Origin of the sequence: Proteiniphilum sp., from assembly GCF_034331125.1 — a bacterium.
GTDB classification, from domain to species: domain Bacteria; phylum Bacteroidota; class Bacteroidia; order Bacteroidales; family Dysgonomonadaceae; genus Proteiniphilum; species Proteiniphilum saccharofermentans.
Genome location: NZ_JAXQGC010000049.1, coordinates 1 through 26,025, shown reverse-complemented (window position 1 = coordinate 26,025; position 26,025 = coordinate 1). Strand labels below are relative to the sequence as shown.

At 45.5% G+C, this 26,025-nt stretch carries 37 protein-coding genes and 1 pseudogene; all 38 read left to right on the top strand.

Going from position 1 to position 26,025, the window contains the following annotated elements; translation table 11 throughout:
• Positions 1–630, top strand: a complete 630-nt coding sequence (rplD, locus tag U2P89_RS12230; protein WP_076929075.1) for a 50S ribosomal protein L4 — start codon at positions 1–3, stop codon at positions 628–630.
• Between the two features lie 11 nt (positions 631–641).
• Complete coding sequence (gene rplW / locus U2P89_RS12225) at positions 642–935, top strand: 50S ribosomal protein L23 (protein WP_076929077.1); 294 nt, start codon at positions 642–644, stop codon at positions 933–935.
• Positions 936–940: 5 nt separating this feature from the next.
• Positions 941–1,768, top strand: coding sequence for a 50S ribosomal protein L2 (rplB, locus tag U2P89_RS12220; protein ID WP_322191515.1), 828 nt, complete (start codon positions 941–943; stop codon positions 1,766–1,768).
• Positions 1,769–1,790: 22 nt separating this feature from the next.
• Entirely contained in the window at positions 1,791–2,060 is a 270-nt protein-coding gene (gene rpsS / locus U2P89_RS12215; RefSeq protein ID WP_019541336.1) for a 30S ribosomal protein S19, read from the top strand.
• Between the two features lie 38 nt (positions 2,061–2,098).
• The gene (gene rplV, locus U2P89_RS12210; RefSeq protein WP_076929081.1) at positions 2,099–2,512 is read left to right on the top strand and encodes a 50S ribosomal protein L22; all 414 of its coding nucleotides are present in this window, start codon (positions 2,099–2,101) and stop codon (positions 2,510–2,512) included.
• A gap of 4 nt (positions 2,513–2,516) precedes the next feature.
• On the top strand, positions 2,517–3,272 hold the full coding sequence (gene rpsC, locus U2P89_RS12205; RefSeq protein WP_322191514.1) for a 30S ribosomal protein S3: 756 nt from the start codon (positions 2,517–2,519) through the stop codon (positions 3,270–3,272).
• Positions 3,273–3,283: 11 nt separating this feature from the next.
• Positions 3,284–3,715, top strand: coding sequence for a 50S ribosomal protein L16 (gene rplP / locus U2P89_RS12200; RefSeq protein ID WP_322191513.1), 432 nt, complete (start codon positions 3,284–3,286; stop codon positions 3,713–3,715).
• Positions 3,716–3,721: 6 nt separating this feature from the next.
• Positions 3,722–3,925 carry a 50S ribosomal protein L29 gene (gene rpmC / locus U2P89_RS12195; RefSeq protein WP_076929088.1) on the top strand — a complete coding sequence of 68 codons (204 nt, stop codon included), beginning with the start codon at positions 3,722–3,724 and terminating at the stop codon, positions 3,923–3,925.
• A gap of 8 nt (positions 3,926–3,933) precedes the next feature.
• On the top strand, positions 3,934–4,191 hold the full coding sequence (rpsQ, locus tag U2P89_RS12190; protein WP_019541331.1) for a 30S ribosomal protein S17: 258 nt from the start codon (positions 3,934–3,936) through the stop codon (positions 4,189–4,191).
• Position 4,192: 1 nt separating this feature from the next.
• Positions 4,193–4,558: a 50S ribosomal protein L14 gene (gene rplN / locus U2P89_RS12185; RefSeq protein WP_019541330.1), complete on the top strand. Its 366-nt coding sequence runs from the start codon at positions 4,193–4,195 to the stop codon at positions 4,556–4,558.
• Between the two features lie 21 nt (positions 4,559–4,579).
• Complete coding sequence (rplX, locus tag U2P89_RS12180) at positions 4,580–4,900, top strand: 50S ribosomal protein L24 (RefSeq protein WP_322191512.1); 321 nt, start codon at positions 4,580–4,582, stop codon at positions 4,898–4,900.
• The gene (rplE, locus tag U2P89_RS12175; RefSeq protein WP_076929092.1) at positions 4,897–5,466 is read left to right on the top strand and encodes a 50S ribosomal protein L5; all 570 of its coding nucleotides are present in this window, start codon (positions 4,897–4,899) and stop codon (positions 5,464–5,466) included. The genes rplX and rplE overlap by 4 nt, the downstream gene beginning before the upstream one ends.
• Positions 5,467–5,626: 160 nt before the next feature.
• Positions 5,627–5,896 carry a 30S ribosomal protein S14 gene (rpsN, locus tag U2P89_RS12170; protein WP_019541327.1) on the top strand — a complete coding sequence of 90 codons (270 nt, stop codon included), beginning with the start codon at positions 5,627–5,629 and terminating at the stop codon, positions 5,894–5,896.
• Between the two features lie 124 nt (positions 5,897–6,020).
• Entirely contained in the window at positions 6,021–6,416 is a 396-nt protein-coding gene (rpsH, locus tag U2P89_RS12165; protein WP_026327665.1) for a 30S ribosomal protein S8, read from the top strand.
• Positions 6,417–6,433: 17 nt separating this feature from the next.
• Complete coding sequence (gene rplF / locus U2P89_RS12160) at positions 6,434–6,988, top strand: 50S ribosomal protein L6 (protein ID WP_076929095.1); 555 nt, start codon at positions 6,434–6,436, stop codon at positions 6,986–6,988.
• A gap of 19 nt (positions 6,989–7,007) precedes the next feature.
• Positions 7,008–7,352 (top strand): 50S ribosomal protein L18, encoded by a 345-nt coding sequence (gene rplR / locus U2P89_RS12155; RefSeq protein ID WP_076929097.1) that lies wholly within the window; start codon positions 7,008–7,010, stop codon positions 7,350–7,352.
• A gap of 5 nt (positions 7,353–7,357) precedes the next feature.
• Entirely contained in the window at positions 7,358–7,876 is a 519-nt protein-coding gene (gene rpsE / locus U2P89_RS12150) for a 30S ribosomal protein S5 (protein ID WP_019541323.1), read from the top strand.
• 12 nt (positions 7,877–7,888) lie between these two features.
• Positions 7,889–8,068, top strand: a complete 180-nt coding sequence (gene rpmD, locus U2P89_RS12145; protein ID WP_076929100.1) for a 50S ribosomal protein L30 — start codon at positions 7,889–7,891, stop codon at positions 8,066–8,068.
• A 56-nt stretch (positions 8,069–8,124) separates the two neighbouring features.
• Positions 8,125–8,571, top strand: a complete 447-nt coding sequence (gene rplO, locus U2P89_RS12140) for a 50S ribosomal protein L15 (protein WP_076929102.1) — start codon at positions 8,125–8,127, stop codon at positions 8,569–8,571.
• Positions 8,572–8,575: 4 nt separating this feature from the next.
• A complete protein-coding gene (secY, locus tag U2P89_RS12135; protein ID WP_076929104.1) occupies positions 8,576–9,898 on the top strand; it encodes a preprotein translocase subunit SecY in 1,323 nt (440 codons plus the stop codon).
• Positions 9,899–9,931: 33 nt separating this feature from the next.
• Positions 9,932–10,699, top strand: coding sequence for a type I methionyl aminopeptidase (map, locus tag U2P89_RS12130; protein WP_076932033.1), 768 nt, complete (start codon positions 9,932–9,934; stop codon positions 10,697–10,699).
• A gap of 16 nt (positions 10,700–10,715) precedes the next feature.
• Complete coding sequence (gene infA, locus U2P89_RS12125) at positions 10,716–10,934, top strand: translation initiation factor IF-1 (protein ID WP_019541318.1); 219 nt, start codon at positions 10,716–10,718, stop codon at positions 10,932–10,934.
• A 268-nt stretch (positions 10,935–11,202) separates the two neighbouring features.
• Positions 11,203–11,319, top strand: a complete 117-nt coding sequence (ykgO, locus tag U2P89_RS12120) for a type B 50S ribosomal protein L36 (RefSeq protein ID WP_076929107.1) — start codon at positions 11,203–11,205, stop codon at positions 11,317–11,319.
• A gap of 34 nt (positions 11,320–11,353) precedes the next feature.
• Positions 11,354–11,734, top strand: coding sequence for a 30S ribosomal protein S13 (gene rpsM / locus U2P89_RS12115; protein ID WP_076929108.1), 381 nt, complete (start codon positions 11,354–11,356; stop codon positions 11,732–11,734).
• A 12-nt stretch (positions 11,735–11,746) separates the two neighbouring features.
• On the top strand, positions 11,747–12,136 hold the full coding sequence (gene rpsK / locus U2P89_RS12110; RefSeq protein ID WP_019541316.1) for a 30S ribosomal protein S11: 390 nt from the start codon (positions 11,747–11,749) through the stop codon (positions 12,134–12,136).
• 121 nt (positions 12,137–12,257) lie between these two features.
• Positions 12,258–12,866, top strand: a complete 609-nt coding sequence (rpsD, locus tag U2P89_RS12105) for a 30S ribosomal protein S4 (protein ID WP_322191510.1) — start codon at positions 12,258–12,260, stop codon at positions 12,864–12,866.
• A 4-nt stretch (positions 12,867–12,870) separates the two neighbouring features.
• Positions 12,871–13,872, top strand: a complete 1,002-nt coding sequence (locus tag U2P89_RS12100) for a DNA-directed RNA polymerase subunit alpha (protein ID WP_076929112.1) — start codon at positions 12,871–12,873, stop codon at positions 13,870–13,872.
• An 8-nt stretch (positions 13,873–13,880) separates the two neighbouring features.
• Positions 13,881–14,351 (top strand): annotated as a pseudogene (gene rplQ / locus U2P89_RS12095) (50S ribosomal protein L17); the annotation flags it as partial.
• A gap of 602 nt (positions 14,352–14,953) precedes the next feature.
• On the top strand, positions 14,954–16,192 hold the full coding sequence (locus tag U2P89_RS12090) for an NAD(P)/FAD-dependent oxidoreductase (protein WP_322191509.1): 1,239 nt from the start codon (positions 14,954–14,956) through the stop codon (positions 16,190–16,192).
• Between the two features lie 363 nt (positions 16,193–16,555).
• Entirely contained in the window at positions 16,556–17,353 is a 798-nt protein-coding gene (locus U2P89_RS12085) for a DUF5040 domain-containing protein (RefSeq protein ID WP_394333046.1), read from the top strand.
• 74 nt (positions 17,354–17,427) lie between these two features.
• A complete protein-coding gene (locus tag U2P89_RS12080) occupies positions 17,428–18,522 on the top strand; it encodes a Nif3-like dinuclear metal center hexameric protein (RefSeq protein WP_076929121.1) in 1,095 nt (364 codons plus the stop codon).
• Between the two features lie 185 nt (positions 18,523–18,707).
• Positions 18,708–19,466 carry a zinc ribbon domain-containing protein gene (locus U2P89_RS12075; protein WP_076929123.1) on the top strand — a complete coding sequence of 253 codons (759 nt, stop codon included), beginning with the start codon at positions 18,708–18,710 and terminating at the stop codon, positions 19,464–19,466.
• Positions 19,467–19,838: 372 nt separating this feature from the next.
• Positions 19,839–21,185 (top strand): Na(+)-translocating NADH-quinone reductase subunit A, encoded by a 1,347-nt coding sequence (locus U2P89_RS12070; protein WP_322191508.1) that lies wholly within the window; start codon positions 19,839–19,841, stop codon positions 21,183–21,185.
• Positions 21,186–21,230: 45 nt separating this feature from the next.
• Positions 21,231–22,439 (top strand): NADH:ubiquinone reductase (Na(+)-transporting) subunit B, encoded by a 1,209-nt coding sequence (locus U2P89_RS12065; RefSeq protein ID WP_322191507.1) that lies wholly within the window; start codon positions 21,231–21,233, stop codon positions 22,437–22,439.
• A gap of 14 nt (positions 22,440–22,453) precedes the next feature.
• Positions 22,454–23,167: an NADH:ubiquinone reductase (Na(+)-transporting) subunit C gene (nqrC, locus tag U2P89_RS12060; protein WP_019541157.1), complete on the top strand. Its 714-nt coding sequence runs from the start codon at positions 22,454–22,456 to the stop codon at positions 23,165–23,167.
• A 44-nt stretch (positions 23,168–23,211) separates the two neighbouring features.
• A complete protein-coding gene (locus U2P89_RS12055) occupies positions 23,212–23,844 on the top strand; it encodes an NADH:ubiquinone reductase (Na(+)-transporting) subunit D (RefSeq protein WP_019541158.1) in 633 nt (210 codons plus the stop codon).
• A 141-nt stretch (positions 23,845–23,985) separates the two neighbouring features.
• Positions 23,986–24,600 (top strand): NADH:ubiquinone reductase (Na(+)-transporting) subunit E, encoded by a 615-nt coding sequence (nqrE, locus tag U2P89_RS12050; RefSeq protein WP_322191506.1) that lies wholly within the window; start codon positions 23,986–23,988, stop codon positions 24,598–24,600.
• Positions 24,601–24,635: 35 nt separating this feature from the next.
• Positions 24,636–25,910 (top strand): NADH:ubiquinone reductase (Na(+)-transporting) subunit F, encoded by a 1,275-nt coding sequence (gene nqrF / locus U2P89_RS12045; protein ID WP_076929136.1) that lies wholly within the window; start codon positions 24,636–24,638, stop codon positions 25,908–25,910.
• Positions 25,911–26,025 lie beyond the last annotated feature (115 nt).

Below are 26,025 nucleotides of genomic sequence, written 5' to 3'. Positions count from 1 at the left end.
ATGGAATTAAGCGTATATAATATCAAAGGAGAGGTAACAGACAAGAAGGTGACACTCGACGATTCCATTTTCGGGATTGAACCCAATGACCATGTTATCTGGTTGGATGTAAAGCAATATATGGCCAACCGGCGTCAAGGTACGCACAAATCGAAAGAGAGAAGTGAAATTGCAGGAAGTACGCGCAAGCTGATCCGTCAGAAAGGTAGCGGTGGTGCCCGTCGCGGTGATATCAAATCGCCCGTGCTGGTAGGTGGAGGCCGTGTATTTGGCCCCAAACCGCGTGATTACAGCTTCAAGGTAAATAAAAAGGTGAAAGCATTGGCACGTAAATCGGCCCTCTCACTGAAGGCGAAAAACAACGCCATCGTAGTGGTGGAAGATTTCACTTTTGATACCCCTAAGACCAAGCAGTTCGTGGAGTTGACAAAGAATCTGCAACTCGCTGATAAAAAGCTACTTTTCATTTTGCCGAATCAAAATAAAAACGTATATTTGTCGGCCCGAAATTTGGGCGGTATCAATGTGGTAACAGCTTCTGACATAAATACATACAAAATTATGGATTGCGCCAGTCTGGTGATGATGGAATCATCGGTAGCTGTAATTGATAACCTGTTTAAAGCATAAGGAGAATAGAAATGAGTGTAATAGTAAAACCCATATTCACAGAGAAACAAACCGCATTAACGGATAAATTCGAGAACCGTTACGGTTTTATTGTGGAGCCTTCTGCTAATAAGGTTGAAATTAAAAATGCCGTTGAAGCGCTTTATAATGTACATGTGGAAAGCGTGAATACGATGAAGTATGATGGTAAGCTGAGAAGCCGGTATACAAAATCGGGCGTTGTGCAGGGACGTACCTCTTCATACAAGAAAGCAATCGTCACCTTGAAGAAAGGTGAAACAATCGATTTATTTAGCAATATCTAAAAGTAATGGCAATACGTAAATTAAAGCCCACAACACCGGGGCAAAGACACAAGATTATCGGTTCATTTGAAAAGATCACTGCAAGTGTACCGGAGAAATCTCTTGTAGTTGGTAAGAGAGCGTCGGGCGGCCGTAATAACCAGGGTAAGATGACCGTGGGATATATTGGTGGCGGACACAAGAGACGTTTCAGGGTTATCGATTTCAAGAGAACAAAAGATGGTATCCCGGCCGTAGTAAAAAGCATAGAGTACGATCCCAACCGTTCGGCACGCATCGCGTTGCTGTATTATGCCGACGGAGTGAAAACGTATATCCTCGCGCCCAACGGCCTTGAAGTAGGAACCTCAGTGATGTCGGGGCCGTCAGCGGCTCCTGAAGTTGGAAATGCACTCCCCTTGTCGGTTATTCCCATCGGTACGGTAATTCATAACATTGAATTGCGTCCGGGACAAGGGGCAAAGATGGCACGCTCTGCCGGAACGTTTGCACAATTGGTATCCCGCGAAGATAAATACGCGATTATCAAGATGCCTTCCGGTGAAGTTCGCAAAATTTTGTCGGCATGTAAAGCTACTATTGGAAGTGTTGGTAATTCGGACCATGCTCTGGAACAATCAGGTAAAGCCGGCCGTTCTCGTTGGCTCGGACGTCGTCCCCGCACCCGTGGTGTGGTGAAAAACCCGGTCGATCACCCGATGGGTGGTGGAGAAGGTCGCGCGTCGGGAGGCCATCCCAGATCAGCCAAAGGCTTATACGCAAAGGGCTTGAAAACAAGAGCGCCTAAAAAACATTCTTCGAAATACATCGTAGAGAGAAGAAAAAAGAAGTAATCTGATTAATTAATAAACAACTATGAGCAGATCATTAAAGAAGGGTCCGTATATCAATCTGAAATTAGAGAAAAAAGTGAACGCCATGAATGAGAGCGGCAAGAAAACCGTAATCAAGACCTGGGCGCGCGCTTCGATGATATCACCTGATTTTGTGGGACACACCATTGCCGTACACAACGGGAATAAATTCATTCCTGTATATATCACGGAAAACATGGTGGGACATAAGCTTGGCGAATTTGCCGTGACCCGCACATTCCGCGGCCATGCAGGCAACCGCAAGAAATAAGATCAGGGCGCTTAACGAAATAAAAAACAGAAAAAGAGATGAGTGCTAGAAAAAGAATATCAGCCGAACAAAGAAAACAAGAGCGTAAAGAGGTTTCTTTCGCGGTGTTGAAAAACGTTCCCAGTTCGCCCCGTAAAATGCGTTATGTAGCAGATATGGTACGCGGCATGGAAGTGTTTAAAGCACTGGGCGTTTTGAAATTCTCCAACAAAGAGGCATCGGGCAAGGTTGAGAAACTGTTGCTCTCGGCCATCGCTAACTGGGAACAGAAGAACGAACGTAAAGCCGAAACCGGCGAATTGTATATTAAGACCATATCCGTGGATGAAGGTGCTACGCTGAAGAGACTTCGTCCTGCACCGCAGGGACGCGGATACAGGATTCGCAAACGCTCCAATCACGTGACGATTGTGGTAGATACATTCAAGAAAGAAGAACAAGAACAAAACTAAGAAGATGGGACAAAAAGTAAATCCGATAGCAAATCGTTTAGGGATCATCAAGGGATGGGACTCTAACTGGTACGGCGGAAATAATTATGGCGATATTTTGCTGGAAGATAGCAAGATCCGTCAATATTTGAACACCCGTCTTGCCAAGGCAAGTGTATCCCGCATCGTGATTGAGAGAACATTGAAACTCGTGACGATCACAATTTGTACGGCCCGCCCCGGTATCATTATCGGTAAAGGTGGCCAGGAGGTCGACAAATTGAAGGAAGAATTGATGAAGATCACCGATAAAGATATCCAGATCAATATATTTGAGATCAAGAAACCCGAACTCGACGCCGTAATCGTTGCCAATAACGTAGCGCGCCAGATCGAAGGTAAGATCGCGTATCGCCGTGCCGTGAAGATGGCCATCGCTTCCACCATGCGGATGGGGGCAGAAGGGATCAAAATCCAGGTGTCGGGCCGTTTGAACGGTGCTGAAATGGCTCGTTCGGAAATGTACAAGGAAGGAAGAACGCCTCTCCATACTTTCCGTGCCGACATTGATTATGCACAGGCGGAAGCACTTACCAAAGTGGGTCTGATCGGTGTTAAAGTATGGATTTGCCGTGGTGAGGTGTATGGTAAGAAAGACCTGGCACCTTCTTTTGCCACTTCCAAGGAAAACCGGGCCAATAGCGGTGGCAACCGTGGCGGCAACCGTCCCGAAGGAGGCGGCAGAGGCGGTAGACGCAGAAGAAATAAAAACAATGCTTAATTGAAGAAAATATGTTACAGCCAAAGAAAACAAAATTCAGAAGACAGCAGAAAGGCCGTATGAAAGGCAATGCCGGACGGGGCAACCAGCTGGCGTTTGGCTCTTTCGGGATAAAATCACTGCAATCTAAATGGATTACCGGACGCCAGATTGAAGCTGCGCGTATCGCCGTAACACGCTATATGCAGCGTCAGGGACAGGTTTGGGTACGTATTTTCCCCGATAAGCCTATCACCAAAAAGCCTGCTGAAGTACGTATGGGTAAAGGTAAAGGTAATCCTGAAGGATACGTGGCGCCTGTTACTCCCGGAAGAATCCTCTTTGAGATAGAAGGTGTACCTTTCGATGTGGCAAAGGAGGCTTTGCGTTTAGCGGCTCAGAAATTGCCGGTTACCACTAAATTTGTGGTGAGAAGAGATTATATTTATGAGCAAAAATCGTAAGGCGAGATGAAGAAACTAGAAGAATTAAAAGAATTATCCGATAAAGATCTGAAAGAAAGATTGGATGCTGAAGTGATCGCGCTCACACAGTTGCGTATCAACCACACCATTACTCCTCTCGACAATTCAGGCTCATTAAAGGAGAAGCGCAGGAACATTGCCCGTATCCATACCGAGTTGCGTGCAAGAGAGTTGAAAAATGATCAATAAATGACAGAATGGAAACGAGAAATTTAAGGAAAGAAAGAATCGGGGTCGTTTTCAGTAATAAGATGGATAAAACCGTCACTGTTGCTGTAAAATGGAAAGAGAAACACCCTATATATGGGAAGTTCGTTAATAAAACGAAGAAATTTCACGCCCATGATGAGAAGAACGACTGTAACATCGGTGATACGGTGCGTATAATGGAAACCCGTCCTTTGAGCAAAACGAAGAGATGGAGAGTGGTTGAAGTAATGGAAAGGGCCAAGTAAGATGATACAACAAGAATCAAGATTAACAGTAACCGACAACAGTGGAGCCAAAGAAGCGCTCTGTATCCGTGTTCTGGGTGGTACCGGAAGACGTTATGCATCGGTAGGGGATGTGATTGTTGTAGCTATCAAGAGCACAATCCCTTCGAGTGATATTAAGAAAGGCGCTGTATCAAAAGCGATCATCGTCCGTACGAAAAAGGAGATCCGTCGTGCCGACGGTTCATATATCCGTTTCGACGACAATGCCTGCGTTCTTTTGAACAATGCCGGAGAGTTGAGGGCCAGCCGTATTTTCGGTCCGGTTGCCCGTGAGTTGCGTGCGACGAACATGAAGATCGTTTCCTTGGCTCCCGAAGTATTATAATCTATTAATCAATCACAGGCAATGAGTAAATTACATATAAAGAAAGGCGATACGGTTTACGTCAATTCCGGCGAAGACAAAGGAAAGACCGGCCGCGTGCTTAAGGTTTTGGTAAAAAAGAACCGCGCCGTGGTAGAGGGAGTAAACATGGTATCGAAACATACCAAACCCAACGCCCAGAATCCGAACGGAGGGATTGAGAAGAAAGAGGCATCGGTGCACATCTCAAACCTGAACCCGGTAGATCCTAAAACCGGTAAACCTACCCGCGTTGGACGGAAAGAAAACAGTAAAGGCAAATTGGTTCGTTACGCTAAAAAATCTGGGGAGGAGATTAAATGAGTACTACAACATACGAAGTAAGCTTAAAGAAAGATTATAAAGAGCGTATTGTCCCTGCGCTGGTGAAAGAATTCAACTACACCACCGTGATGCAGGCTCCCAGACTGGAGAAGATCGTAATCAACCAGGGATTGGGAATCGCAGTGGCCGACAAGAAGATCATCGAAACGGCTATCAACGAACTGACTGCCATTACCGGCCAGAAGGCGGTAGCTACAGTGTCACGCAAGGATATCTCGAACTTCAAACTGCGTAAAAAAATGCCTATCGGCGTGCGGGTAACACTGCGTCACGATAAGATGTACGAATTCCTCGAAAGACTGGTGCGCGTGGCATTGCCCCGTATCCGTGACTTCAAAGGGATTGACGCCAAACTCGACGGAAGAGGTAATTATACGTTGGGTATCCAGGAGCAGATCATCTTTCCGGAAATCAACATCGACAATATTAGCCGTTTACTGGGGATGAATATTACATTCGTTACCACTGCTGCTACCGACGAAGAGGGATACGCCCTTCTGAGAGAATTCGGATTACCGTTTAAAAATGCACAAAAATCGCAATAAGCTAAATGAGCATAGGGCAAGTTTACTTGAATGTTTTCGATAAGCGAGCACAGAGGCAAAACAAGTTTTGACTATGTCGAGTGCAGAAAACAACTAAATTTACTTGAACTATGCCATAGCGAGTGATTGACTAAATGAAATTGAAAAAAATCAGTAGATAATGGCAAAAGAATCAATGAAAGCCCGCGAGGTGAAGAGAGCCAAGATGGTTGCCCGTTATGCCGAAAAAAGAGAGAAATATCTGGCAGAAGGTAATTACGAAGCGCTTCAATCCATACCTAAGAATGCCTCACCGGTACGTTTGCACAACCGCTGCAAACTCACCGGCCGTCCTAAAGGATATATGCGCCAGTTTGGCATCTCACGTATCCAGTTCCGCGAAATGGCATCCAAAGGTTTGATACCAGGGGTAAAGAAAGCAAGCTGGTAAGGTTAATGTACCAATGATACTAATAACGGTTCAATTGGTAATTAGTAATTGATAATTGGTAATTAAGCGAAGCGAATAACTAAATATTGTCCCGGCAGTCGGGATCAATTTAAATTTTTTATATATGACAGATCCAATAGCAGATTATTTGACGCGGCTAAGAAATGCCATCATGGCAAAGCACAGAGTGGTGGAAATACCCGCATCAAATTTAAAGAAAGATATCACCAAGATACTTTTCGAAAAGGGATACATACTGAACTATAAGTTCGTAGAGGACGGCCCCCAAGGCAGCATCATGATTGCTTTGAAATACGATCCGGTAAACAAGGTGAATGCAATCAAGAAACTTGAACGCGTTTCAACTCCCGGTTTGCGTAAATACGTCGGATATAAGGATATGCCGCGTGTGCTCAACGGTTTGGGTATCGCCATACTGTCAACTTCAAATGGAGTGATGACCGATAAAGAAGCCCGCGAACAGAAAGTGGGCGGAGAAGTTTTATGTTTCGTTTATTAATTTGAAGGAGAGAGAGTATGTCTAGAATAGGAAAATTACCCATCACGGTTCCTGCAGGAGTTGCAGTGACAATTGGAGATGATAATGTGATTACGCTGAAAGGCCCGAAAGGGGAACTGAGTCAGCCTGTGAGTGGGAACATGAAGATCGAATTGAATGATGGTGTGCTGACTATTGAACGTCCTGACGACGAGAAAGAAAGCCGCTCATTGCATGGTCTTTACCGCTCTTTATTGAATAACATGGTGATTGGTGTTTCGGAAGGTTTCCGTAAGGAACTGGAACTCGTGGGTGTTGGTTATCGTGTATCCAACAACGGCCAGGTACTGGAGTTATCATTGGGATATACACACAGTATCTTCCTGCAACTGCCCAATGAAATCAAGGTGGAAACCAAAATGGAAAGGAACAAGAATCCGCTTATTATACTGGAATCCTGTGATAAACAATTACTGGGCCAGGTATGTGCCAAGATCCGTTCATTCCGGAAACCGGAACCTTATAAAGGTAAGGGTGTTCGTTTTGTGGGTGAACAGGTACGTCGTAAGTCAGGTAAGACGGCATCTAAATAACATGTAAACTGAATTCACTATGTTGACAAAGAACGAAAGAAGATTAAAGATAAAGACCCGTGTACGGGGTAAAGTACACGGAACTCCCGAGAGACCCCGCCTCTCGGTATTCAGAAGCAATAAACAGATCTATGCCCAGGTGATCGATGATACCACCGGAAAGACCTTGGCTTCAGCCTCTTCTCTGAAAATGGAAGAAAAACTTCCCAAGAAAGAGATTGCAGCCAAAGTGGGTGAACTGATTGCCCAGAATGCGAGGGAAGCCGGAGTTGAGCAGGTAACTTTCGACAGGAACGGTTACCTCTATCACGGACGTATTAAAGAATTGGCAGATGCAGCCCGTAAAGGCGGACTTAAATTTTAACGATCATGGCAGGAGTAATAAATAAAGTAAAATCGACCAACGATATTGAACTGAAAGACCGTTTAGTGGCGATCAACCGTACCACCAAAGTAACAAAAGGTGGACGTACGTTCACATTTGCCGCGATGGTAGTTGTAGGAAACGAAGACGGCATCATTGGCTGGGGTCTGGGTAAAGCAGGTGAAGTAACTACGGCCATCGCCAAAGGTGTGGAAGCTGCCAAGAAAAACCTGATCAAGGTTCCGGTATATAAAGGAACTATACCACATGAACAGATTGCACGTTACGGAGGCGCGGAAGTCTTCCTGAAACCGGCTGTTACCGGTACCGGAGTAAAGGCAGGGGGGGCCATGCGTGCCGTGCTTGAGAGTGTAGGTATCACCGACGTATTGGCTAAATCGAAAGGATCATCCAATCCGCACAACCTCGTGAAAGCGACTATCGCTGCGTTGACCGAGTTGAGAGATCCCATCACGGTGGCCCAGAACAGGGGAGTAAGTTTGGAGAAAGTGTTTAACGGATAAAAACGATCTGAAATGGCTACAATAAAAATTAAACAGACAAAGAGCAGAATCGGAGCTCCTAAAGATCAGAAAAAAACGTTGGACGCTCTGGGACTTACCAAAATGCAACGTGTAGTGGAGCATGAAGATACTCCTTCTATCAGGGGACTTGTGCGCAAAGTACAGCACCTGGTTACGATAATTGACAATTGACAATGGCAATTGGTAATTGGTAATTAATAATTAGTAATTTTTTAAGACAATATACAATGGATTTATCGAATTTAAAACCGGCTGAAGGTGCTACCAAAACCCGCAAACGGATTGGCCGCGGCTCCGGATCGGGAAAAGGAGGAACTTCTACCAAAGGACATAAAGGGCAGAAATCAAGATCGGGTTATTCAAAGAAAGTCGGTTTCGAAGGGGGACAGATGCCTTTACAGCGTCGCTTACCCAAATTCGGATTCAAACCCCTGAAAAGAGTTGAATACAAAGCCATCAATCTGGAGACATTGCAGGAACTGGCTGAGGCTAAGAAACTCACCCAAATCAATCCTGAAGTGTTGATGGAAGCCGGGCTTATTTCCCGTAAACATTCAGTGAAAATTCTCGGCAGAGGCACCTTGTCAGCCAAACTGGAAGTATCGGCACACGCCTTTTCCAAAACAGCCGAGGAAGCCATTACTTCAGCAGGTGGAACCGCAGTAAAACTCTAATGAAATGGGATTCGTACAAACAATAAAGAATATATGGAAGATAGAAGACCTTAGAAAAAGGCTTATTATCACCATAGGTTTTGTCGCCATCTACCGGTTCGGCTCGTTCGTCGTGCTGCCCGGAATCAACCCGGAACAACTCGTGGCATTACAAGCCAATGCCAGCACAGGGCTGTTGAGCCTTCTCGACATGTTCTCCGGAGGAGCCTTTGCCAACGCATCTATTTTTGCATTGGGTATCATGCCCTATATCTCTGCATCCATTGTGATGCAGTTGTTGGGTATTGCCGTACCTGCTTTCCAGAAGATGCAGCGTGAAGGTGAAAGCGGACGTACGAAAATAAACCAATATACCCGTTACCTCACCGTGCTTATCCTACTCGTGCAGGGGCCGGCCTACCTCTACGGAGCCGTAGGCAGCGCTATTCCCGGTGGTTTTTGGGATTGGGTATTACCTTCCACCATCGTTCTTGCCGGTGGTAGCATGTTTGTGTTATGGCTGGGAGAACGTATCACCGACAAAGGAGTAGGAAACGGTATCTCGTTTATCATCCTTATCGGTATCATCGCCCGTTTGCCCCATTCACTGGTGGCAGAATATGACCGGTTGATCGATGCCCCGGGAGGATTGATCCTGCTCTTGCTCGAATTGTTGTTCCTCGTTGCTGTTACTGCCGCTGCTATTATGCTGGTACAGGGTGTCAGAAAAGTCCCCGTACAATATGCAAAACGTGTTGTGGGTAACAGGCAATATGGAGGCGTAAGGCAATATATCCCACTGAAAGTAAATGCAGCAAACGTAATGCCTATCATTTTCGCCCAGGCGATCATGTTTATCCCCATTACCCTTGCGCAGTTCACTGCACGTGAAGGGAGCGGATTCCTGGCTTCGCTGATGGATTTCACCAGTTTCTGGTATAACTTCATCTTTGCAATGCTGATCATCGCTTTCACCTATTTCTATACGGCAATTACGGTGAATCCGGTACAGATGGCGGAAGACCTGAAACGTAACAATGGTTTTATACCGGGAGTGAAACCGGGAAAAAGAACGGCTGAATATATCGACACAATCATGTCGAGAATTACACTGCCCGGATCGTTTTTCCTGGCCATAGTCGCCATTTTACCTGCTTTTGCCGGGTTAATGGGGATCAACTCCCAGTTTGCCCAGTTCTTCGGAGGTACATCTCTGCTGATCCTCGTGGGTGTGGTACTCGATACATTACAACAGATCGAAAGTCACCTCTTGATGCGCCATTATGATGGTTTCCTGAAATCGGGAGCCAAAATTAAAGGGCGGACAGGATCAATAGCTGCTTACTAAGATCAAGATTTACCTGAATAGATGAACAGTAGAGTGATCATATTGAAGACCGACGAAGAGATCGAATTTATGCGTGAAGCGAACCGGCTGGTGGGCATGACTCTGGGAGAGTTGTCGAAGCATATCCGGCCAGGGATCACCACGCTGGAACTCGACCGCATCGGGGAGGAATTCATCAGGGATCATGGCGCTGTTCCAACCTTTCTGGGTTATGGGGGGTTTCCCAATTCACTCTGTACCTCCGTAAATGAGAATGTGGTGCATGGAATTCCCAATAACAAGCCGTTGCAGGAGGGAGATATCATATCGATCGATTGCGGTACCAAATTGCGTGGTTTTTGTGGGGATTCGGCCTATACTTTCTGTGTGGGTGAGGTGAGCGAAGAAGTGAAAAAGCTTCTCCGTATAACAAAAGAATCGCTCTACAAGGGTATTGAGCAGGCAAAGGAAGGAAATAGAATCGGGGATATTGGTTCGGCTGTCCAGACCTGGTGCGAAAAACACGGTTATTCCGTGGTGCGCGAGCTGGTCGGTCATGGGATCGGTAGGGAGATGCATGAAGCGCCGGAAGTCCCTAACTACGGACGGCGTGGAATTGGCCCGCTCATCAGGAACGGGATGTGTATTGCTATCGAACCGATGATCAATATGGGTGGCAAGAAAGTGGTTTTTGAAAATGACGGATGGACGGTACGCACTAAAGACCGTAAGCCATCGGCCCATTTCGAACATACTGTTGCTATCCGTAACGGTAAAGCCGATATCTTATCGACATTTGAATTTATTCAGGAAAATAATTAAAACGGAGTATTCATTCATGGCTAAACAAGCAGCGATAGAACAGGACGGAACAATTATCGAAGCATTATCGAATGCGATGTTCCGTGTAGAACTGGAAAACGGGCATGAAATAACCGCCCATATCTCCGGCAAGATGCGGATGCACTATATACGCATACTGCCGGGAGACAGGGTGAGAGTGGAAATGTCCCCTTACGACCTTTCGAAAGGAAGGATTTCGTTCAGGTATAAATAGGTGGAAAGGTGAATTTTCTTAGGAACAAGGGCAGAGCCAAGTTTACTTGTGCTATGTCGAGAGACGACAGGAAATCTACGAAGTGAAAAGGTGAGAAAATAAAAAGGTGCGTATTATAGTGAAAAATACGTAATTTCGCCTTTGAATCCTGAAACAGTGTAAAAAAAGAATAAAAATATAGATAATTTTCTGATCTTTGTAGTCACGATTAGGCATAGGTGCCGTTCGGGAGTCAGAAAGATCTGAAATATAAAACAGATTTAATCGTATGAAGGTAAGAGCATCATTAAAGAAACGTACGGCCGACTGCAAGATAGTGAGAAGAAAAGGTCGTTTGTATATTATCAATAAGAAAAATCCCAAGTTCAAACAACGTCAGGGATAAATAGGATCGTAATCAAAAAAACTAGAAATAATATATGGCAATAAGAATTGTAGGTGTCGATCTGCCGCAAAATAAAAGGGGTGAAGTAGCGCTCACATATATCTACGGCATCGGCCGCAGCGCAGCTAACACTATTCTGGAAAAAGCAGAAGTTGACAAGAACATCAAAGTGAAAGATTGGACTGATGATCAGGCAGCCCGTATCCGTGAGATCATTTCTACTGAATTCAAAGTAGAGGGGGATCTTCGTTCCGAGGTGCAACTGAATATCAAACGACTGATGGATATTGGTTGCTATCGCGGTATCCGCCACCGTATCGGTTTACCCGTACGCGGACAAAGTACCAAGAATAACGCCCGTACACGTAAGGGAAGAAAGAAAACCGTTGCTAACAAGAAAAAAGCTACTAAATAACAGATAGGTAACATGGCAAAGAGAACAGTTGCAGCAAAAAAAAGAAATGTGAAAGTGAGCGCGGTCGGACAAGCGCATATCTCATCATCATTCAACAATATCATTGTTTCATTGACCAATGAAAACGGTGAGGTGATCAGTTGGTCATCTGCCGGAAAAATGGGTTTCAGAAGCTCTAAAAAGAATACTCCCTACGCAGCTCAGATGGTAGCACAGGATTGCTCCAAGGTGGCATATGACCTGGGATTGCGTAAAGTGAAAGCCTATGTGAAGGGTCCCGGTAACGGACGTGAATCGGCCATCAGGACTATTCATGGCGCAGGTATCGAAGTGACTGAGATTGTGGATGTGACTCCACTTCCGCATAACGGATGCCGTCCGCCGAAAGCAAGAAAAGTATAATCAATTAATAATTTAAGTTTCATTTACTTGAGACTTGAGCTGTGATTTGATTACACCACAACTTCTCTGTAATCGCGGCTGCACAGTTTAGGCTTCAGTTTTAAAAAGTTTAATTTGTAAAATGGCTAGATATACCGGTCCAAAATCAAAAATCGCCCGTAAATTCGGCGAACCCATTTTCGGTCCCGATAAAGTTCTCTCCAAAAAGAACTATCCCCCGGGACAGCATGGAAACTCACGTAGGAGAAAAACCTCTGAATATGGCATCCAGTTGCGGGAGAAACAACGTGCAAAATATACTTATGGCGTACTGGAAAAACAGTTCCGCCTTACATTCGAGAAGGCAGTACGTAGCCGGGGAGTTACCGGTGAGGTATTGTTGCAATTATTAGAATCGCGCTTAGATAATATCGTGTACCGTCTGGGTATTTCTCCTACGAGAGCAGGAGCACGCCAGTTGGTATCACACCGTCATATTGTAGTAAACGGGAAAATCGTAAATATTCCCTCTTATACAGTGAAACCCGGTGATGTAGTAGGTGTTAGGGAAAAATCGAAATCGCTGTTGATCGTGGCCAATGCACTGGCAGGATTCAATCACAGCAAATATCCCTGGCTGGAATGGGACAAAGTCACATTGAGCGGTAAAGTACTGCATGTGCCTGAGAGAGCCGACATTCCGGAAAACATCAAAGAACAACTCATCGTAGAATTATATTCTAAACAATAATTTCATGGCAATATTAGCATTCCAAAAACCCGATAAGGTAATCATGTTACAGGAGGACGCGTTCTCCGGTAAATTTGAATTCCGTCCGCTGGAACCGGGATACGGCATCACCATAGGCAACGCTCTGCGCCGCATCCTGCTTTCGTCGCTGGAAGGATTCGCTATTACATCGGTGAAAATTGAGGGCGTGGATCATGAATTTGCGACCATTCCCGGCGTGATAGAAGATGTAACAGGTATTATCCTTAATCTGAAAAAAGTAAGGTTCAAAAGGATAGTGGAAGAGTTTGAGACGGAAAAAGTAAGCATCGCTATTTCGGGAACGGAAGTGTTTAAAGCCGGAGATATTGGTAAACTGCTGACCGGTTTCGAAGTACTGAATCCCGAACTGGAGATCTGCCACATGAACAAAAAAGCAGATCTGCGTCTCGAATTGACTATCAATAAAGGACGCGGTTATGTGCCTGCCGACGAAAACCGTGACCTGGTTGCGTCTGACGATGTGCAAACCCTTGTGATCGACTCTATTTACACTCCGATCCGTAACGTAAGTTTTGAAGTAGAAGATTACCGTATCGAACAGAAAACGGACTACGAGAAACTCACCATTGAGATTAAGACCGATGGATCCATCCAACCGAAAGAGGCGTTGAAAGAAGCGGCCAAGATATTGATCCAGCACTTTGTATTGTTTTCCGATGAAAACAAGATCATGCTGGAAACATCCGATGCCGAAAGTATCGAGGAGTTTGATGAAGAAGTACTCCATATGCGCCAGCTCCTGAAACGTAAATTGTCTGACCTCAACCTGTCGGTAAGGGCATTGAATTGTCTGAAAGCTGCCGACGTTGAAACGCTTGGGCAACTGGTTTCACACAACAAGAACGACCTGCTTAAGTTCCGTAACTTCGGAAAGAAATCGCTGACCGAGCTTGAAGAATTGCTCAGCAGCCTGAAGCTTACGTTCGGCATGGATATATCGAAGTACAAATTAGATAAAGACTAAAAACTGCAATGAGACATAATAAGAAAAATAATCATTTGGGACGTAAAACTGCGCATCGTTCGGCCATGTTATCCAATATGGCCAGCTCGCTCATCATGCACAAGCGCATCTTTACTACGGTTCCCAAAGCCAAAGAATTGAGAAAATACGTAGAACCCCTTATTACCAAAAGTAAAGAGGATACTACCCATTCGCGCCGCGAAGTTTTCAGCAAGCTGCAAAATAAAGTTGCCGTCACGGAATTGTTCCAGGCCGTATCGCAGAAAGTGGGAGACCGCCCCGGAGGATATACCCGTATCATCAAGACCGGTTTCCGTCTGGGTGACAACGCCTCCATGTGCTTCATCGAACTGGTAGATTTCAACGAGAACATGCTGGGCGACGGCAAGGCTGCCAAGAAGACAAGGACCCGCCGTTCACGCAGGAAAGCCTCCGGCGATGCCGCTGCGGCTGCTCCCGTTGCCGATGCGCCTAAGGCGAAAGCCAAAGCGCAGAAGGATGCCGAAAAAAGCGCCGAAGAGGAAGCGGTAAAGGTGGAAGAGACGCCAACCGTTGAAACGGAACAGGATGTACCCGTTGTGGATGAGACTGTAGACACCGATGTGGTTCCCGAAGTGGAAGCGAAGACCGATAAGGAAAAAGCCGCTGCCAAACAGGAAGCAAAGGAAGAAAAGATAGCCGCAAGCGTAGAAGCTAAGGCAAAAGAACCAAATCCGGACACGGATAAAAAAGTCCCACTTCCCAGAGATAACGCGTAATTATCGCTCTGAATAGAGGACGTAATAAAGGAAACGCTGTGGGTACATCGTCATGAAGACGGAGACCTAAAAGACTCAGTCGATAATGTATTTGCAGTGAAGCTGTGATTTTTAAAATGTTAAACATTAAAGAAAAGCGCCGCAAGTGATTTGTAGCGCTTTTTTGCTTTTTACCCCTCATATCTGTCAACTTTTCGCACTACCAACTGTTTATTATTCGAAACTATGGTGAAACTCCCTGAAATGGGCAGCCGTCGTGGTAAATCATATCGAAAAATTCAAATAAGGACGTTGCAATCAAAGTAACGGAAGAAGGAGGTAATATGCAAAAGATTGTTGTAATAGGTTGCGGATTTGGCGGATTACAATTCGTGAATCATTTGAAAAAGGGACTGTTCGATATCATTGTGATCGATAAGATAAACCACCATCAGTTTCCTCCCTTATTTTATCAGGTAGCTGCCTCGCAGATCGAACCTTCCACCGTGTCGTTTCCTATCAGAAAAATATTTCAGAAGAGGAGGGATGTCCGTATCCGTCTTGCTAATGTACACTCCGTGAATGGAGATGAGAAGTATGTCGATACCTCTGTCGGCAGGTTCCCGTACGACTATTTAGTGGTTGCTACCGGTACACGTACCAATTTCTACGGTAATGGACAGGTAGAGAAGAATTCGCTCGTACTGAAATCGACCTACCAGGCAATCAATGTAAGGAATGCTATCCTTTATAATTTCGAGAAGCTATTGTATGCCGAAAAGAAGGATGGATTGTACAATATTGTCATCGTGGGAGGAGGAGCCACCGGTGTGGAGTTGGCGGGTGCCTTTGCCGAGATGACCAAGGAGATCCTGCCGAAAGATTATCCCAATATAGACTCTGACAAGGTGCAGGTCTATTTGCTTGAAGGTAGTCCTCATACGCTTTCCAATATGAGCAGTTTCGCCCAAAAATATTCGGAGGATTATCTCCGGTCGATGGGAGTAATTGTGAAAACCGGGACCATTGTAAAGGATTATGATGGTGAGAAGGTTATTTTGAATAACGGCGAGGTTATACTGACTAATAATGTGATCTGGTCGGCAGGTGTAACTGGCAACGTCATAGAAGGAATTCCCGTAGGTTCCGTATTACCGAACGGCAGGGTTAGGGTAGACCGGATCAATAGGGTAGAAGGACTGCAGGATGTGTTTGCCATTGGCGATGTAGCATATATGGAGACCGAAAAATATCCAAAAGGACATCCTCAGTTAGCCAATGTGGCGATCGGGCAGGGTAAGAACCTGGCAAAGAATCTGCAGAAGATCGAAGAGGGCAGAACAGACCTGAAATCCTATGAATACCGTAACCTGGGTACCATGGCTACCGTGGGAAGAAATAAGGCAGTGGTAGACCTTCCTTTCGTCAAGTTCAAAGGGCGGTTTGCCTGGCTGGTCTGGATGTTCCTCCACTTGATGCTTATCCTGAGTGTCCGCAATAAACTGGTGGTCTTTATTAACTGGGCATGGAATTATGTCACTAAGAACAATTCGCTCCGACTGATTCTGAAGGATAGTGACTAAGTTATATATAGGGCAATTGGCCGATTGTTTCAATTAATTTCTATTTCTGTTGTCAAGGAAATTTGCTTCTACTTGACTTTTTGAAGTGTTGAAAAATCCCGATTCGCTTATCCGACAGCATCTCCCTTTCGACCGCTTCAATGCCTCCGTATTATTTTCGGGATACAGGGATATAAGATAGCTCAGTATCAAACAACTTCCGGAGGTTTCTTCGTCTATTCCGTTCGTAACCTGCTCCTATAACGATATCAGCAGCTATTACTGGATTATGTCCAGCAGAAGTGCTACTCAGGGTGCGGTTCAAGATATTGTGAAAAATAAACTCTTTTTGTATATTTGCGTTAGATAATTAAAGATACTGATATGGCAACACGTGAAGAATATATGAAACAGATTGAAACATTGGCATTATTCATTTTAATATCGATTTTTATAACAACTTTTCCTGCGCAGGCACAGGAGAATAGTGAAACCCAGTACACGTTCCTGCTCACAGGGGCATCTTTTGCATCTCCCAACAACGGGTGGTTCGAAGTGGGATGCCAATTGACCGGTGCTACACCGCTTAACCGTGCTATAGGAGGGGAAGCGATTGCCGATGCAGCCAACCGGATGGCGGAAGGTACGCTATACTCCAAAGAGGAGTTGGAAGAGGTAGATGCACTGGTAATCATGCAGGTGCATGACAGGGATGTGTTCGGTTCCTCAACATTGAAGGAGGAGTATACGGATTATGAGATACCTTTCGACCGTAGTAACTACGCCGCCGCATTCGATTATGTGATCAAACGTTATCTCACGGAGTGCTACAACTTGAAATTCGACGAAAAATCCAGATACTATAATACCCGTATGGGGAAACCGGCAGTGATAGTGCTCTGCACCGACTGGCACGACGGACGGGTGACCTACAATACCTCCATACGCAAGTTGGCGGAGAAATGGGGATTCCCGGTGGTGGAGTTCGACAAGTATATCGGTTTCTCCAAGAACAGTGTGCATCCCGTGACCAAAGAGCAGACCAGCCTGCTCTTTACGGGCGATAACCAGCAGATCGCCGGCGAGAAGTTCGGGTGGCACCCCGAAAACGGCCGGGATAGTTATATCCAACGGCGTATGGGAGCTATCTTTGCCGATACGATGCGGAAAATATTTCCATAAACGATTAACAGTGCATTATCAGTGAAACTACCCAATAATTTGTCATTGGTAATTAGTAATTAGTAATTTTATTTATGCGAATAAAAGAGATTATCCAGACGATTGAGCAGGTGGCTCCATTACCCCTGCAGGAGGGCTATGACAATAGCGGATTGCAGATAGGCGATGCGAACCGTGAAGTAACCGGTATCCTGTTATGTATTGATGTGACCGAGGACGTGATCGATGAGGCCATCTCCCTTGGATGCAACCTTATTATCTCGCACCATCCGCTCGCATTCCGGCCGTTCAAGTCGCTTACCGGAAAGAATTACGTGGAGCGCTGTATGCTGCAGGCTATCCGGCACGATATCGCGCTTTATGCGGCGCATACCAATCTGGATAATGCCCGGGGTGGTGTCAACTACAAATTGGCGGAGATGCTGGAATTGCAGAACGTGAAGATACTGCAACCCCTCGAAAATGCGTTGTTGAAGTTTGTCACCACCGTGCCGCTCCAGCATGCCGAGAGTGTCAGGAATGCCTTGTTCAATGCCGGGGCAGGACATATAGGGAATTACGACAGTTGCAGTTATAACCTCTCGGGAGAAGGCACATTCCGGGCAAAAGAAGGTGCCAACCCACATATAGGGGAGATCGACCGGCTCCATTTCGAACCGGAGGTGCGGATAGAAACCGTGATTCCTGTCATGAAGAAGGAAGAGGTCCTCCGGGCGCTACTGGCAGTACATCCCTATGAGGAACCGGTGTTTGACTTCTATCCCATAACCAACGACTGGCCGCAACACGGCAGCGGTGTTGTGGGAGTACTGCCGGAACCGATGCCGGAGCAGGAATTCTTATATTTATTGAAGGATATCTTTAATTTGCCCACTATACAACACTCAAAAATGCAAGGAAGGGAAATCCGTGACGTGGCGCTCTGTGGCGGTGCCGGCGCATTCCTTATCCCCAGAGCTATCGCTTATGGAGCCGATGCCTTTATCACCGGTGAAGCAAAATACAATGACTTTTTCGATGTGGAAGGACGTATACTCCTCGCCGTAGTCGGCCATTATGAGTCGGAAATCTGCACAAAAGAGATTTTTTTCGATCTTATTTCGAGAAAATTTCCTACCTTTGTACTACATAAATCGGCGTTCGACTCGAACCCGGTGAAATATCTGTAAAAAAAGCGGTCCGACTTGTTCCCGCAACTACAGGGAAATGTGGTAATGAAACGATTGATCATCGTTTGATTACTGCATTTTTTGATTTATAATGTTATTATTGTGAGTCTTTGGTGTACGATTTAATTACATCCACACGATTTGCAAAACTTGATTGAATGAATATTAATAAACAAATATGAATTATGGCAACAAGAAAAAAAAGTACTGAACAGGAAGTCTCGGTAGAAGATAAACTGAAATCCCTGTACAAATTACAATCTTATCTCTCCGAAATCGACCGGATCAAGACCCTGCGTGGGGAATTACCCCTTGAGGTGGCCGACCTCGACGATGAGATCGCGGGTCTGGGTACCCGTATTAACAATTTCGAACTGGAGCTCAAACAACTGGACGAGAACACGAAATTACAAAAGGGTAAGATTGAGACCAGCAAAGCAAAGATTGAAAAATATAACAAGCAGCTTGAGAACGTACGCAACAGTAAGGAGTATGACCATCTTTCCAAAGAGATAGAGTTCGAGACGCTTGAGATAGAGCTTTCCGAGAAACATATCCGGGAGTATGCCCAGGAAGCTGCCTCTATCAAAGAACAGATTGAAGCTGCCAATGAACTGCTGAAAGACAAGACATCGGATCTGGAGCATAAAAAACAGGAGTTGGACGATATTGTGTCGGAAACCAAGGCGCAGGAAGAAAAAATCCGCGAGAAGGCAAAGAAGACCGAGGCAACGATTGAACCCCGTCTTTTGACCGCTTTCAAAAGGATCCGCAAAAATGCCCGCAACGGTCTGGGAGTGGTGCCTATCCAACGTGGTGCTTGTGGTGGATGCTTTAACAAGATACCGCCTCAGAAACAGATGGATATCAAATTGGGTAAGAAGATCATCGTGTGTGAATATTGCGGGCGTATTATGATCGACCCCGAGATGGCGGGTGCTTGATAAATAGGAAAAAGGAGTGCCCGAAAGCATCTTAAAAGTTAATTGGAGAATTTTTTCTCCAATTTCTTTTTATTTTTTCTTTTTTTGGAGGGAAATGATGTATCTTTGCGTTCCGGAAGGAGGTACTCCTTTGGTAGTTGTACACAGCTTATTCCTAACCCATTGATTTATCATTGGTTTCAGAGAACTTAGACTATTTCTTATCAGACTTTTTCTCGCGATAACATAATCCGAATAAATTCGTTTTCTGTATTTCGCTTATCGAAAAAGTTCTCGCAACGACATAATCCAAGCAAACTTGGCTTCTGTTCGTATTGCTTAACGAAATAGTTTTCAAAAAGATTACAGGCAAGGTTATTTATACAATACTATATGGCTAATCGAATTAAAATTAAGAAAGGCTTACGAATTCCGCTGCTCGGTGAGGCTGAAGAGACACTAAGAGGCAGGGTGACGAGTGAATATGTGAGGATTTGCCCGGAAGATTTTCATGGCATTACTCCCAAATTGGCCGTCAAAGTGGATGATGCCGTGAAGGCCGGAACACCCTTGTTCTTTGATAAAAATCATCCCGAAATGTTCTTCGCGTCACCTGTCAGCGGCGTGGTAACAGCCATTGAACGCGGTGAGAAGCGGCGTATCCTTTATATAGAGGTGAAAGCCGATAATACTATACAATACGAAGATTTCGGTAAGAAAAAGGTGGATTCACTCTCTGCCGAAGAGGTGAAGAAAGCGATCCTCGATGCCGGTATCTGGTTCCTGGTCAGGCAGCGTCCTTATGATATAGTGGCTATGCCCGGCAAAGAACCACGCGATATATTCGTGACCGGTTTCGATACGGCTCCGCTGGCGCCGTCTGCCGATTTTATACTGAACGGCCTTGAGGCTGACCTGCAGACAGGATTCGATGCCCTGTCAAAATTGACAACCGGGAAGGTCTATCTCTCTGTCAACCCAAAAACAACCAATAAAGGGTTACGTGAAGCGAAGAATGTGGTGATCACAGAATTCGATGGGCCGCATCCCGCAGGAAATGTAGGTGTACAGATCAACCATATCGAACCGGTGAACAGGGGTGAAACCGTATGGACGCTGAGCGCACCGGATGTGGCGCTGATCGGCCGCCTCTTCAACCAGGGGATCGTGGATCTTACCCGTACGGTAGCGCTTACCGGATCGGAAGTGAAACAGACCGGTTACTATCAGATGGTGATCGGCACACAGTTGAATTCCCTTTTCAAGGGAAATGTAACGGAGGGTATCTCACTGAGATATATCAGTGGAAATCCCCTTACAGGTCGGAAAATCGATGCGGACGGTGTGCTTCGTGCTTATGACAGGCAGGTGACCGTCATTCCCGAAGGTGATGATGTACATGAGGCTTTTGGATGGGCATCGCTGTCGCCCAAACGTTACAGTGCCGGATGTACCTATCCCACTTACAACAAGAAATACCGTCTCGATGCCCGTCTGTTGGGCGGCCCGAGGGCTATCATCGTTTCCAACGAATATGATAAGGTATTTCCGATGGATATTTATCCCGAACAACTCATCAAATCCATTATCGCATTCAATATCGATAAGATGGAGCAATTGGGTATATACGAGGTGGCGCCTGAAGATTTTGCCCTGTGCGAGTTTGTCGACACATCCAAACTGGAGCTGCAACGTATCGTGCGTACGGGACTGGATATGTTGCGTAAGGAGATGGAGTGAACATCGTTTATAATAGTATATATATAACTTATAAATAATAGAACTTTGAAAGCGTTAAGAAAGTATCTTGATAAGATCAAACCGAATTTCGAGGAAGGCGGGAAACTGCACTGGCTCTATTCTACATACGATGCGTTTGAGACGTTCCTTTTCGTGCCCAACACGACATCGAAATCGGGTGTGCATATCCACGATGCGCGCGATTCGAAACGTACGATGATCATCGTGATCCTTGCACTGATCCCCGCGCTGCTGGTCGGTATGTATAACGTGGGATTACAGCATTATCTGGCAGTTGGCCAGGAGGTGACATTCCTTACCAAATTCTTCTATGGATTTCTGGCAGTACTGCCCCATATAGTAGTTTCATATGTCGTGGGACTTGGTATCGAGTTCGCCATGGCACAGATAAAAAAGGAGGAAGTGGCCGAAGGGTTCCTGGTTACAGGGATGCTTATCCCGATGATCGTGCCCGTAGACACCCCGTTGTGGATGATTGCCGTTGCCACTGCTTTTGCCGTAGTGTTTGCCAAAGAGGTGTTCGGCGGTACCGGGTATAATATTTTCAATGTAGCGTTGATTACGCGTGCATTCCTTTTCTTTTCCTACCCTTCAAAAATGTCGGGCGACCAGGTATGGATACGCACCGCCGATACTTTCGGAATGGGGAAAGGAACGGTGATAGATGGTTATTCGGGTGCTACCCCGTTGGGGCAGATAGCAACTACCGAGGCCGGCGGATTTGCCGATTTTACCTTCCACGGTATTACAGGACAACCTCTCTCTATCAGTGATATGTTTTTCGGCTTCATTCCGGGATCTATTGGTGAAGTATCTACCATTGCCATCCTGTTGGGAGCTGCGATTCTGATTGCAACCGGCGTGGGAAGCTGGAAAACCATGCTTTCGGTATTTATCGGAGGATTGGTCGCGGTTTTACTGGTCAATGCCTTTGCCCAGAATCCCATTATGGAGATGCCCGTACATTATCACTTCCTGTTAGGCGGATTCGCTTTTGGAGCGGTATTTATGGCTACAGATCCGGTAACCTCGGCAAGAACTGAAAAAGGGAAATGGATCTACGGTTTCCTTATTGGACTGATCGCGGTAGCCATTCGTGTGTTCAACCCGGGATACCCTGAAGGAATGATGTTGGCTATCCTGTTCATGAACGCCTTCGCTCCGCTTATCGATTTCTATGTGATCGATGCCAATATTAAGCGTCGTATGAAACGGGCAGCAGTAGTGAAATAAATAATAATAAAGATATGAACAGAGAAAACAGTGGATATACGATCATATATGCATCGGTGATGGTGATAGTGGTAGCACTCGGATTGGCCTTCACTCACCAGGTATTGAATGAACGGCAGATTGCCAACGAAAATACCGACAAGATGCAGCAGATATTGCGTTCTCTCAACTTAGATGTAAGTGTGGCCGAGGCCCAGCCAAAATATACCGAGTTGATAAAGAATGCCTATCTTATCAATGATGAAGGTGTAAAAGTGGAAGGTACTGAAGGAATCACCCCTGACGATCCGGCCTTTTCAACCGAATTGGGAGATACTCAGGCTAAAGGATTGCCGGTATATGAAGCAGAAGTAGATGGTTCTACCAAATATATTATCCCGATGAGCGGCACCGGACTTTGGGGACCCATTTGGGGATACCTGGCCATTGAATCCGACGGCAGCGCCATTTATGGTGCGGAATTCGGTCACGCTGGGGAGACTCCCGGATTGGGCGCGGAAATAGTGACTACCCCCTTCAGAAACCAATTCAGGGAAAAGAATCTATTCAGAAATGATGAATTTACATCAGTGGCTGTGGTAAAACCGGGACAGACCAATAGCAGAAGAGACTATGTGGACGGGATTTCCGGGGGGACTATCACCAGTAAAGGAGTGGACAACATGTTACTCAACAGTGTCGGTAGATATAAGAATTTTTTAATGAATTTGCACACTGCCAATCAATGACAGTGGAACTAATTTCGTTAATGAAAATATAACAGTGAAAGAAAATGGCATTATCAAGTAAGACAAAAGCGGTTTTATTGGGGCCGCTGAATAAAAATAATCCTGTTATTGTACAGGTGCTGGGTATCTGTTCCGCACTGGCGGTCACCTCCAAACTCGAACCTTCTATCGTGATGGCTATTGCCGTGGTTCTGGTGACAGCTTTTGCTAATGTGATCATTTCCCTGTTGCGCAAAACTATTCCTAACCGTATTCGTATTATTGTGCAGTTGGTCGTGGTTGCTGCCCTTGTGACCATCGTGAGCGAAGTACTGAAAGCGTTTGCCTATGATGTAAACAAGCAACTCTCGGTATTCGTCGGACTGATCGTGACGAACTGTATCCTGATGGGACGCCTCGAAGCATTTGCACTGGGTAACGGCCCCTGGCCCTCTTTCCTGGACGGTATCGGCAACGGATTAGGTTATGGATGGATACTGGTAGTGGTAGGATTTTTCCGCGAATTGTTGGGTTCCGGTACATTACTCGGACATCAGGTGATACCTCAGGCACTTTACGATGCCGGTTATGAAAATAACGGTCTGATGATGCTTGCACCCATGGCGATATTGCTGGTGGCATGTATCATATGGGTACACAGATCGAAGAACAAGGAACTACAGGAAGAGACTAACTAAGTGAAAAGTGAAGAATTGATTAATAATGAAGAATTAATAATTAAAAGTGAAGAATTGGAAGTCACAATCCAATATCTTACAATTTAATTGAAAATCAATTTTTCATTTTTCACTTTTAACTTTTAATTTATAGAATATATTATGGATGCAATTAGTTTGATTGTACGATCGATATTTGTCGACAACATGATTTTCGCCTACTTCCTGGGGATGTGTTCGTTCCTGGCAGTGTCGAAAAACGTGAAAACAGCATTGGGATTGGGAGTTGCGGTAACATTTGTACTGGTGCTTACCTTGCCCATCAATTATATGCTGGAAAACTATGTGCTGAAAGCAGGTGCACTGCAATGGCTGGGTGAAGAGTATGCCGGGGTCGATCTGAGTGTATTTAGCCTCCTTGTTTTTATTGCTATCATCGCATCTTTCGTACAATTGGTGGAAATGGTTATAGAACGTTTCAGCCCCTCTCTCTATAATTCATTGGGTATCTTTTTGCCGCTTATTGCGGTGAATTGTGCGATTCTCGGTGGTTCGCTGTTTATGCAGCAGCGCGAGTTTGCCAATGTGGGATTGGCTACAGCTTACGGATTTGGTTCCGGGATCGGCTGGTTACTGGCCATCGTGGGACTGGCAGCCATCAGGGAAAAACTGGAATATTCACATGTGCCAAAACCATTGAAAGGATTAGGTATCACCTTTATTATTACGGCGTTGATGGCCATCGGATTCATGAGTTTTTCCGGAATCGACATTTAATCGACAATAGACAATAACAAATTATTTATTAAAATATGAGTGTATTATTGAGCGTGGGTGGGTTGACGATATGGGCGAGTGTCATTGTATTCCTGCTGATCATTTTGGTGCTTGTGGTGATCATTCTGGTAGCCAAAGCAAAGTTGATGCCTTCCGGTAACGTGAAGATCACCGTGAACGATGAAAAAGAACTGGACGTGCCGATGGGAGGTACCCTGTTGAATACGTTGCAGTCACAGAATATATACCTTTCTTCTGCCTGTGGAGGTGGAGGGACTTGTGCCCAGTGCCGGTGCCGGGTAGTAGAAGGTGGTGGTGAGATCCTGCCTACCGAAAAAGGACATTTCAGTCGCAAGGAACAGTTGAACGATTGGCGTTTGAGTTGTCAGGTAAAAGTGAAGGAAGATATGACCATCATTGTACCGGAAGAGGTATTCGGTATCAAAGAGTGGGAATGTGAGGTGATCTCTAACCATAACGTGGCTTCGTTCATCAAGGAATTCGTAGTGAAATTGCCCGAAGGGGAGAAACTCGATTTCAAACCGGGTTCATACAGCCAGATCAGGGTTCCTAAATATGACCAGATAAGGTACTCAGACTTCATTATCGATGAAGAGTACAAGAGTGAGTGGGATAGAAATAATATGTGGGAACTGGTGGCTAAGAACGAAGAAGACACTGTACGCGCTTATTCCATGGCCAATTATCCCGCAGAAGGTAATATCATTACCCTCAACGTACGTGTGGCAACTCCGCCGTTCGACAGGGAGAAGGGTGCATGGATGAATGTCAATCCGGGTATCGTGTCATCTTATATCTTTAACCTGAAACCGGGTGATAAGGTGATGATGTCGGGTCCATACGGAGATTTCCACCCGATCCTCGATAGTAAACGTGAGATGCTTTGGGTAGGTGGTGGCGCCGGTATGGCTCCACTGCGTTCGCAGATCATGCACCTGACCAAGACGTTAAAAATTACCGACCGGAAAATGTCTTACTTCTACGGTGCAAGGGCACTGATCGAGGCATTCTATCTGGAAGATTTCTATGAACTCGAAAGGGAATTCCCCAACTTCTCGTTCCATCTGGCACTCGACAGGCCCGATCCGGCAGCCGACGCAGCAGGTGTGAAGTATACTCCGGGATTTGTACATCAGGTGATCCACGATACCTATCTGAAAGACCACGATGCTCCCGAAGATATCGAATACTATATGTGTGGTCCCGGCCCAATGGCAAACGCAGTACAGCGTATGCTCGACAGCCTGGGTGTTCCGCCCGAGATGATCATGTTCGACGACTTCGGATAATTACGGAAGGAAATAAACAATCTATATATTTGACGGCATTCTCTGTAGTAGGGGATGCCGTTTCTTTGTATGTCGGGCATGGTATTAAACTGGCAGGATGCAAGTTCCTGTATGT

Coding starts and splice junctions, on each gene's coding strand:
- rplV (WP_076929081.1), top strand. CDS start 2,099: ATGAGTGCTAGAAAAAGAATATCAGCCGAACAAAGAAAACAAGAGCGT.
- rplE (WP_076929092.1), top strand. CDS start 4,897: ATGAGTACTACAACATACGAAGTAAGCTTAAAGAAAGATTATAAAGAG.
- rplX (WP_322191512.1), top strand. CDS start 4,580: ATGAGTAAATTACATATAAAGAAAGGCGATACGGTTTACGTCAATTCC.
- rplN (WP_019541330.1), top strand. CDS start 4,193: ATGATACAACAAGAATCAAGATTAACAGTAACCGACAACAGTGGAGCC.
- rplD (WP_076929075.1), top strand. CDS start 1: ATGGAATTAAGCGTATATAATATCAAAGGAGAGGTAACAGACAAGAAG.
- nqrC (WP_019541157.1), top strand. CDS start 22,454: ATGAACAGAGAAAACAGTGGATATACGATCATATATGCATCGGTGATG.
- U2P89_RS12100 (WP_076929112.1), top strand. CDS start 12,871: ATGGCAATATTAGCATTCCAAAAACCCGATAAGGTAATCATGTTACAG.
- U2P89_RS12090 (WP_322191509.1), top strand. CDS start 14,954: ATGCAAAAGATTGTTGTAATAGGTTGCGGATTTGGCGGATTACAATTC.
- rpsC (WP_322191514.1), top strand. CDS start 2,517: ATGGGACAAAAAGTAAATCCGATAGCAAATCGTTTAGGGATCATCAAG.
- U2P89_RS12080 (WP_076929121.1), top strand. CDS start 17,428: ATGCGAATAAAAGAGATTATCCAGACGATTGAGCAGGTGGCTCCATTA.
- rplW (WP_076929077.1), top strand. CDS start 642: ATGAGTGTAATAGTAAAACCCATATTCACAGAGAAACAAACCGCATTA.
- ykgO (WP_076929107.1), top strand. CDS start 11,203: ATGAAGGTAAGAGCATCATTAAAGAAACGTACGGCCGACTGCAAGATA.
- rpsN (WP_019541327.1), top strand. CDS start 5,627: ATGGCAAAAGAATCAATGAAAGCCCGCGAGGTGAAGAGAGCCAAGATG.
- rpsH (WP_026327665.1), top strand. CDS start 6,021: ATGACAGATCCAATAGCAGATTATTTGACGCGGCTAAGAAATGCCATC.
- rpmD (WP_076929100.1), top strand. CDS start 7,889: ATGGCTACAATAAAAATTAAACAGACAAAGAGCAGAATCGGAGCTCCT.
- U2P89_RS12055 (WP_019541158.1), top strand. CDS start 23,212: ATGGCATTATCAAGTAAGACAAAAGCGGTTTTATTGGGGCCGCTGAAT.
- rpmC (WP_076929088.1), top strand. CDS start 3,722: ATGAAGAAACTAGAAGAATTAAAAGAATTATCCGATAAAGATCTGAAA.
- rpsS (WP_019541336.1), top strand. CDS start 1,791: ATGAGCAGATCATTAAAGAAGGGTCCGTATATCAATCTGAAATTAGAG.
- rplR (WP_076929097.1), top strand. CDS start 7,008: ATGTTGACAAAGAACGAAAGAAGATTAAAGATAAAGACCCGTGTACGG.
- rplO (WP_076929102.1), top strand. CDS start 8,125: ATGGATTTATCGAATTTAAAACCGGCTGAAGGTGCTACCAAAACCCGC.
- rpsM (WP_076929108.1), top strand. CDS start 11,354: ATGGCAATAAGAATTGTAGGTGTCGATCTGCCGCAAAATAAAAGGGGT.
- rpsD (WP_322191510.1), top strand. CDS start 12,258: ATGGCTAGATATACCGGTCCAAAATCAAAAATCGCCCGTAAATTCGGC.
- infA (WP_019541318.1), top strand. CDS start 10,716: ATGGCTAAACAAGCAGCGATAGAACAGGACGGAACAATTATCGAAGCA.
- nqrE (WP_322191506.1), top strand. CDS start 23,986: ATGGATGCAATTAGTTTGATTGTACGATCGATATTTGTCGACAACATG.
- rplB (WP_322191515.1), top strand. CDS start 941: ATGGCAATACGTAAATTAAAGCCCACAACACCGGGGCAAAGACACAAG.
- rpsQ (WP_019541331.1), top strand. CDS start 3,934: ATGGAAACGAGAAATTTAAGGAAAGAAAGAATCGGGGTCGTTTTCAGT.
- rpsK (WP_019541316.1), top strand. CDS start 11,747: ATGGCAAAGAGAACAGTTGCAGCAAAAAAAAGAAATGTGAAAGTGAGC.
- rplP (WP_322191513.1), top strand. CDS start 3,284: ATGTTACAGCCAAAGAAAACAAAATTCAGAAGACAGCAGAAAGGCCGT.
- U2P89_RS12085 (WP_394333046.1), top strand. CDS start 16,556: ATGGCAACACGTGAAGAATATATGAAACAGATTGAAACATTGGCATTA.
- secY (WP_076929104.1), top strand. CDS start 8,576: ATGGGATTCGTACAAACAATAAAGAATATATGGAAGATAGAAGACCTT.
- rplF (WP_076929095.1), top strand. CDS start 6,434: ATGTCTAGAATAGGAAAATTACCCATCACGGTTCCTGCAGGAGTTGCA.
- rpsE (WP_019541323.1), top strand. CDS start 7,358: ATGGCAGGAGTAATAAATAAAGTAAAATCGACCAACGATATTGAACTG.
- nqrF (WP_076929136.1), top strand. CDS start 24,636: ATGAGTGTATTATTGAGCGTGGGTGGGTTGACGATATGGGCGAGTGTC.
- U2P89_RS12075 (WP_076929123.1), top strand. CDS start 18,708: ATGGCAACAAGAAAAAAAAGTACTGAACAGGAAGTCTCGGTAGAAGAT.
- U2P89_RS12070 (WP_322191508.1), top strand. CDS start 19,839: ATGGCTAATCGAATTAAAATTAAGAAAGGCTTACGAATTCCGCTGCTC.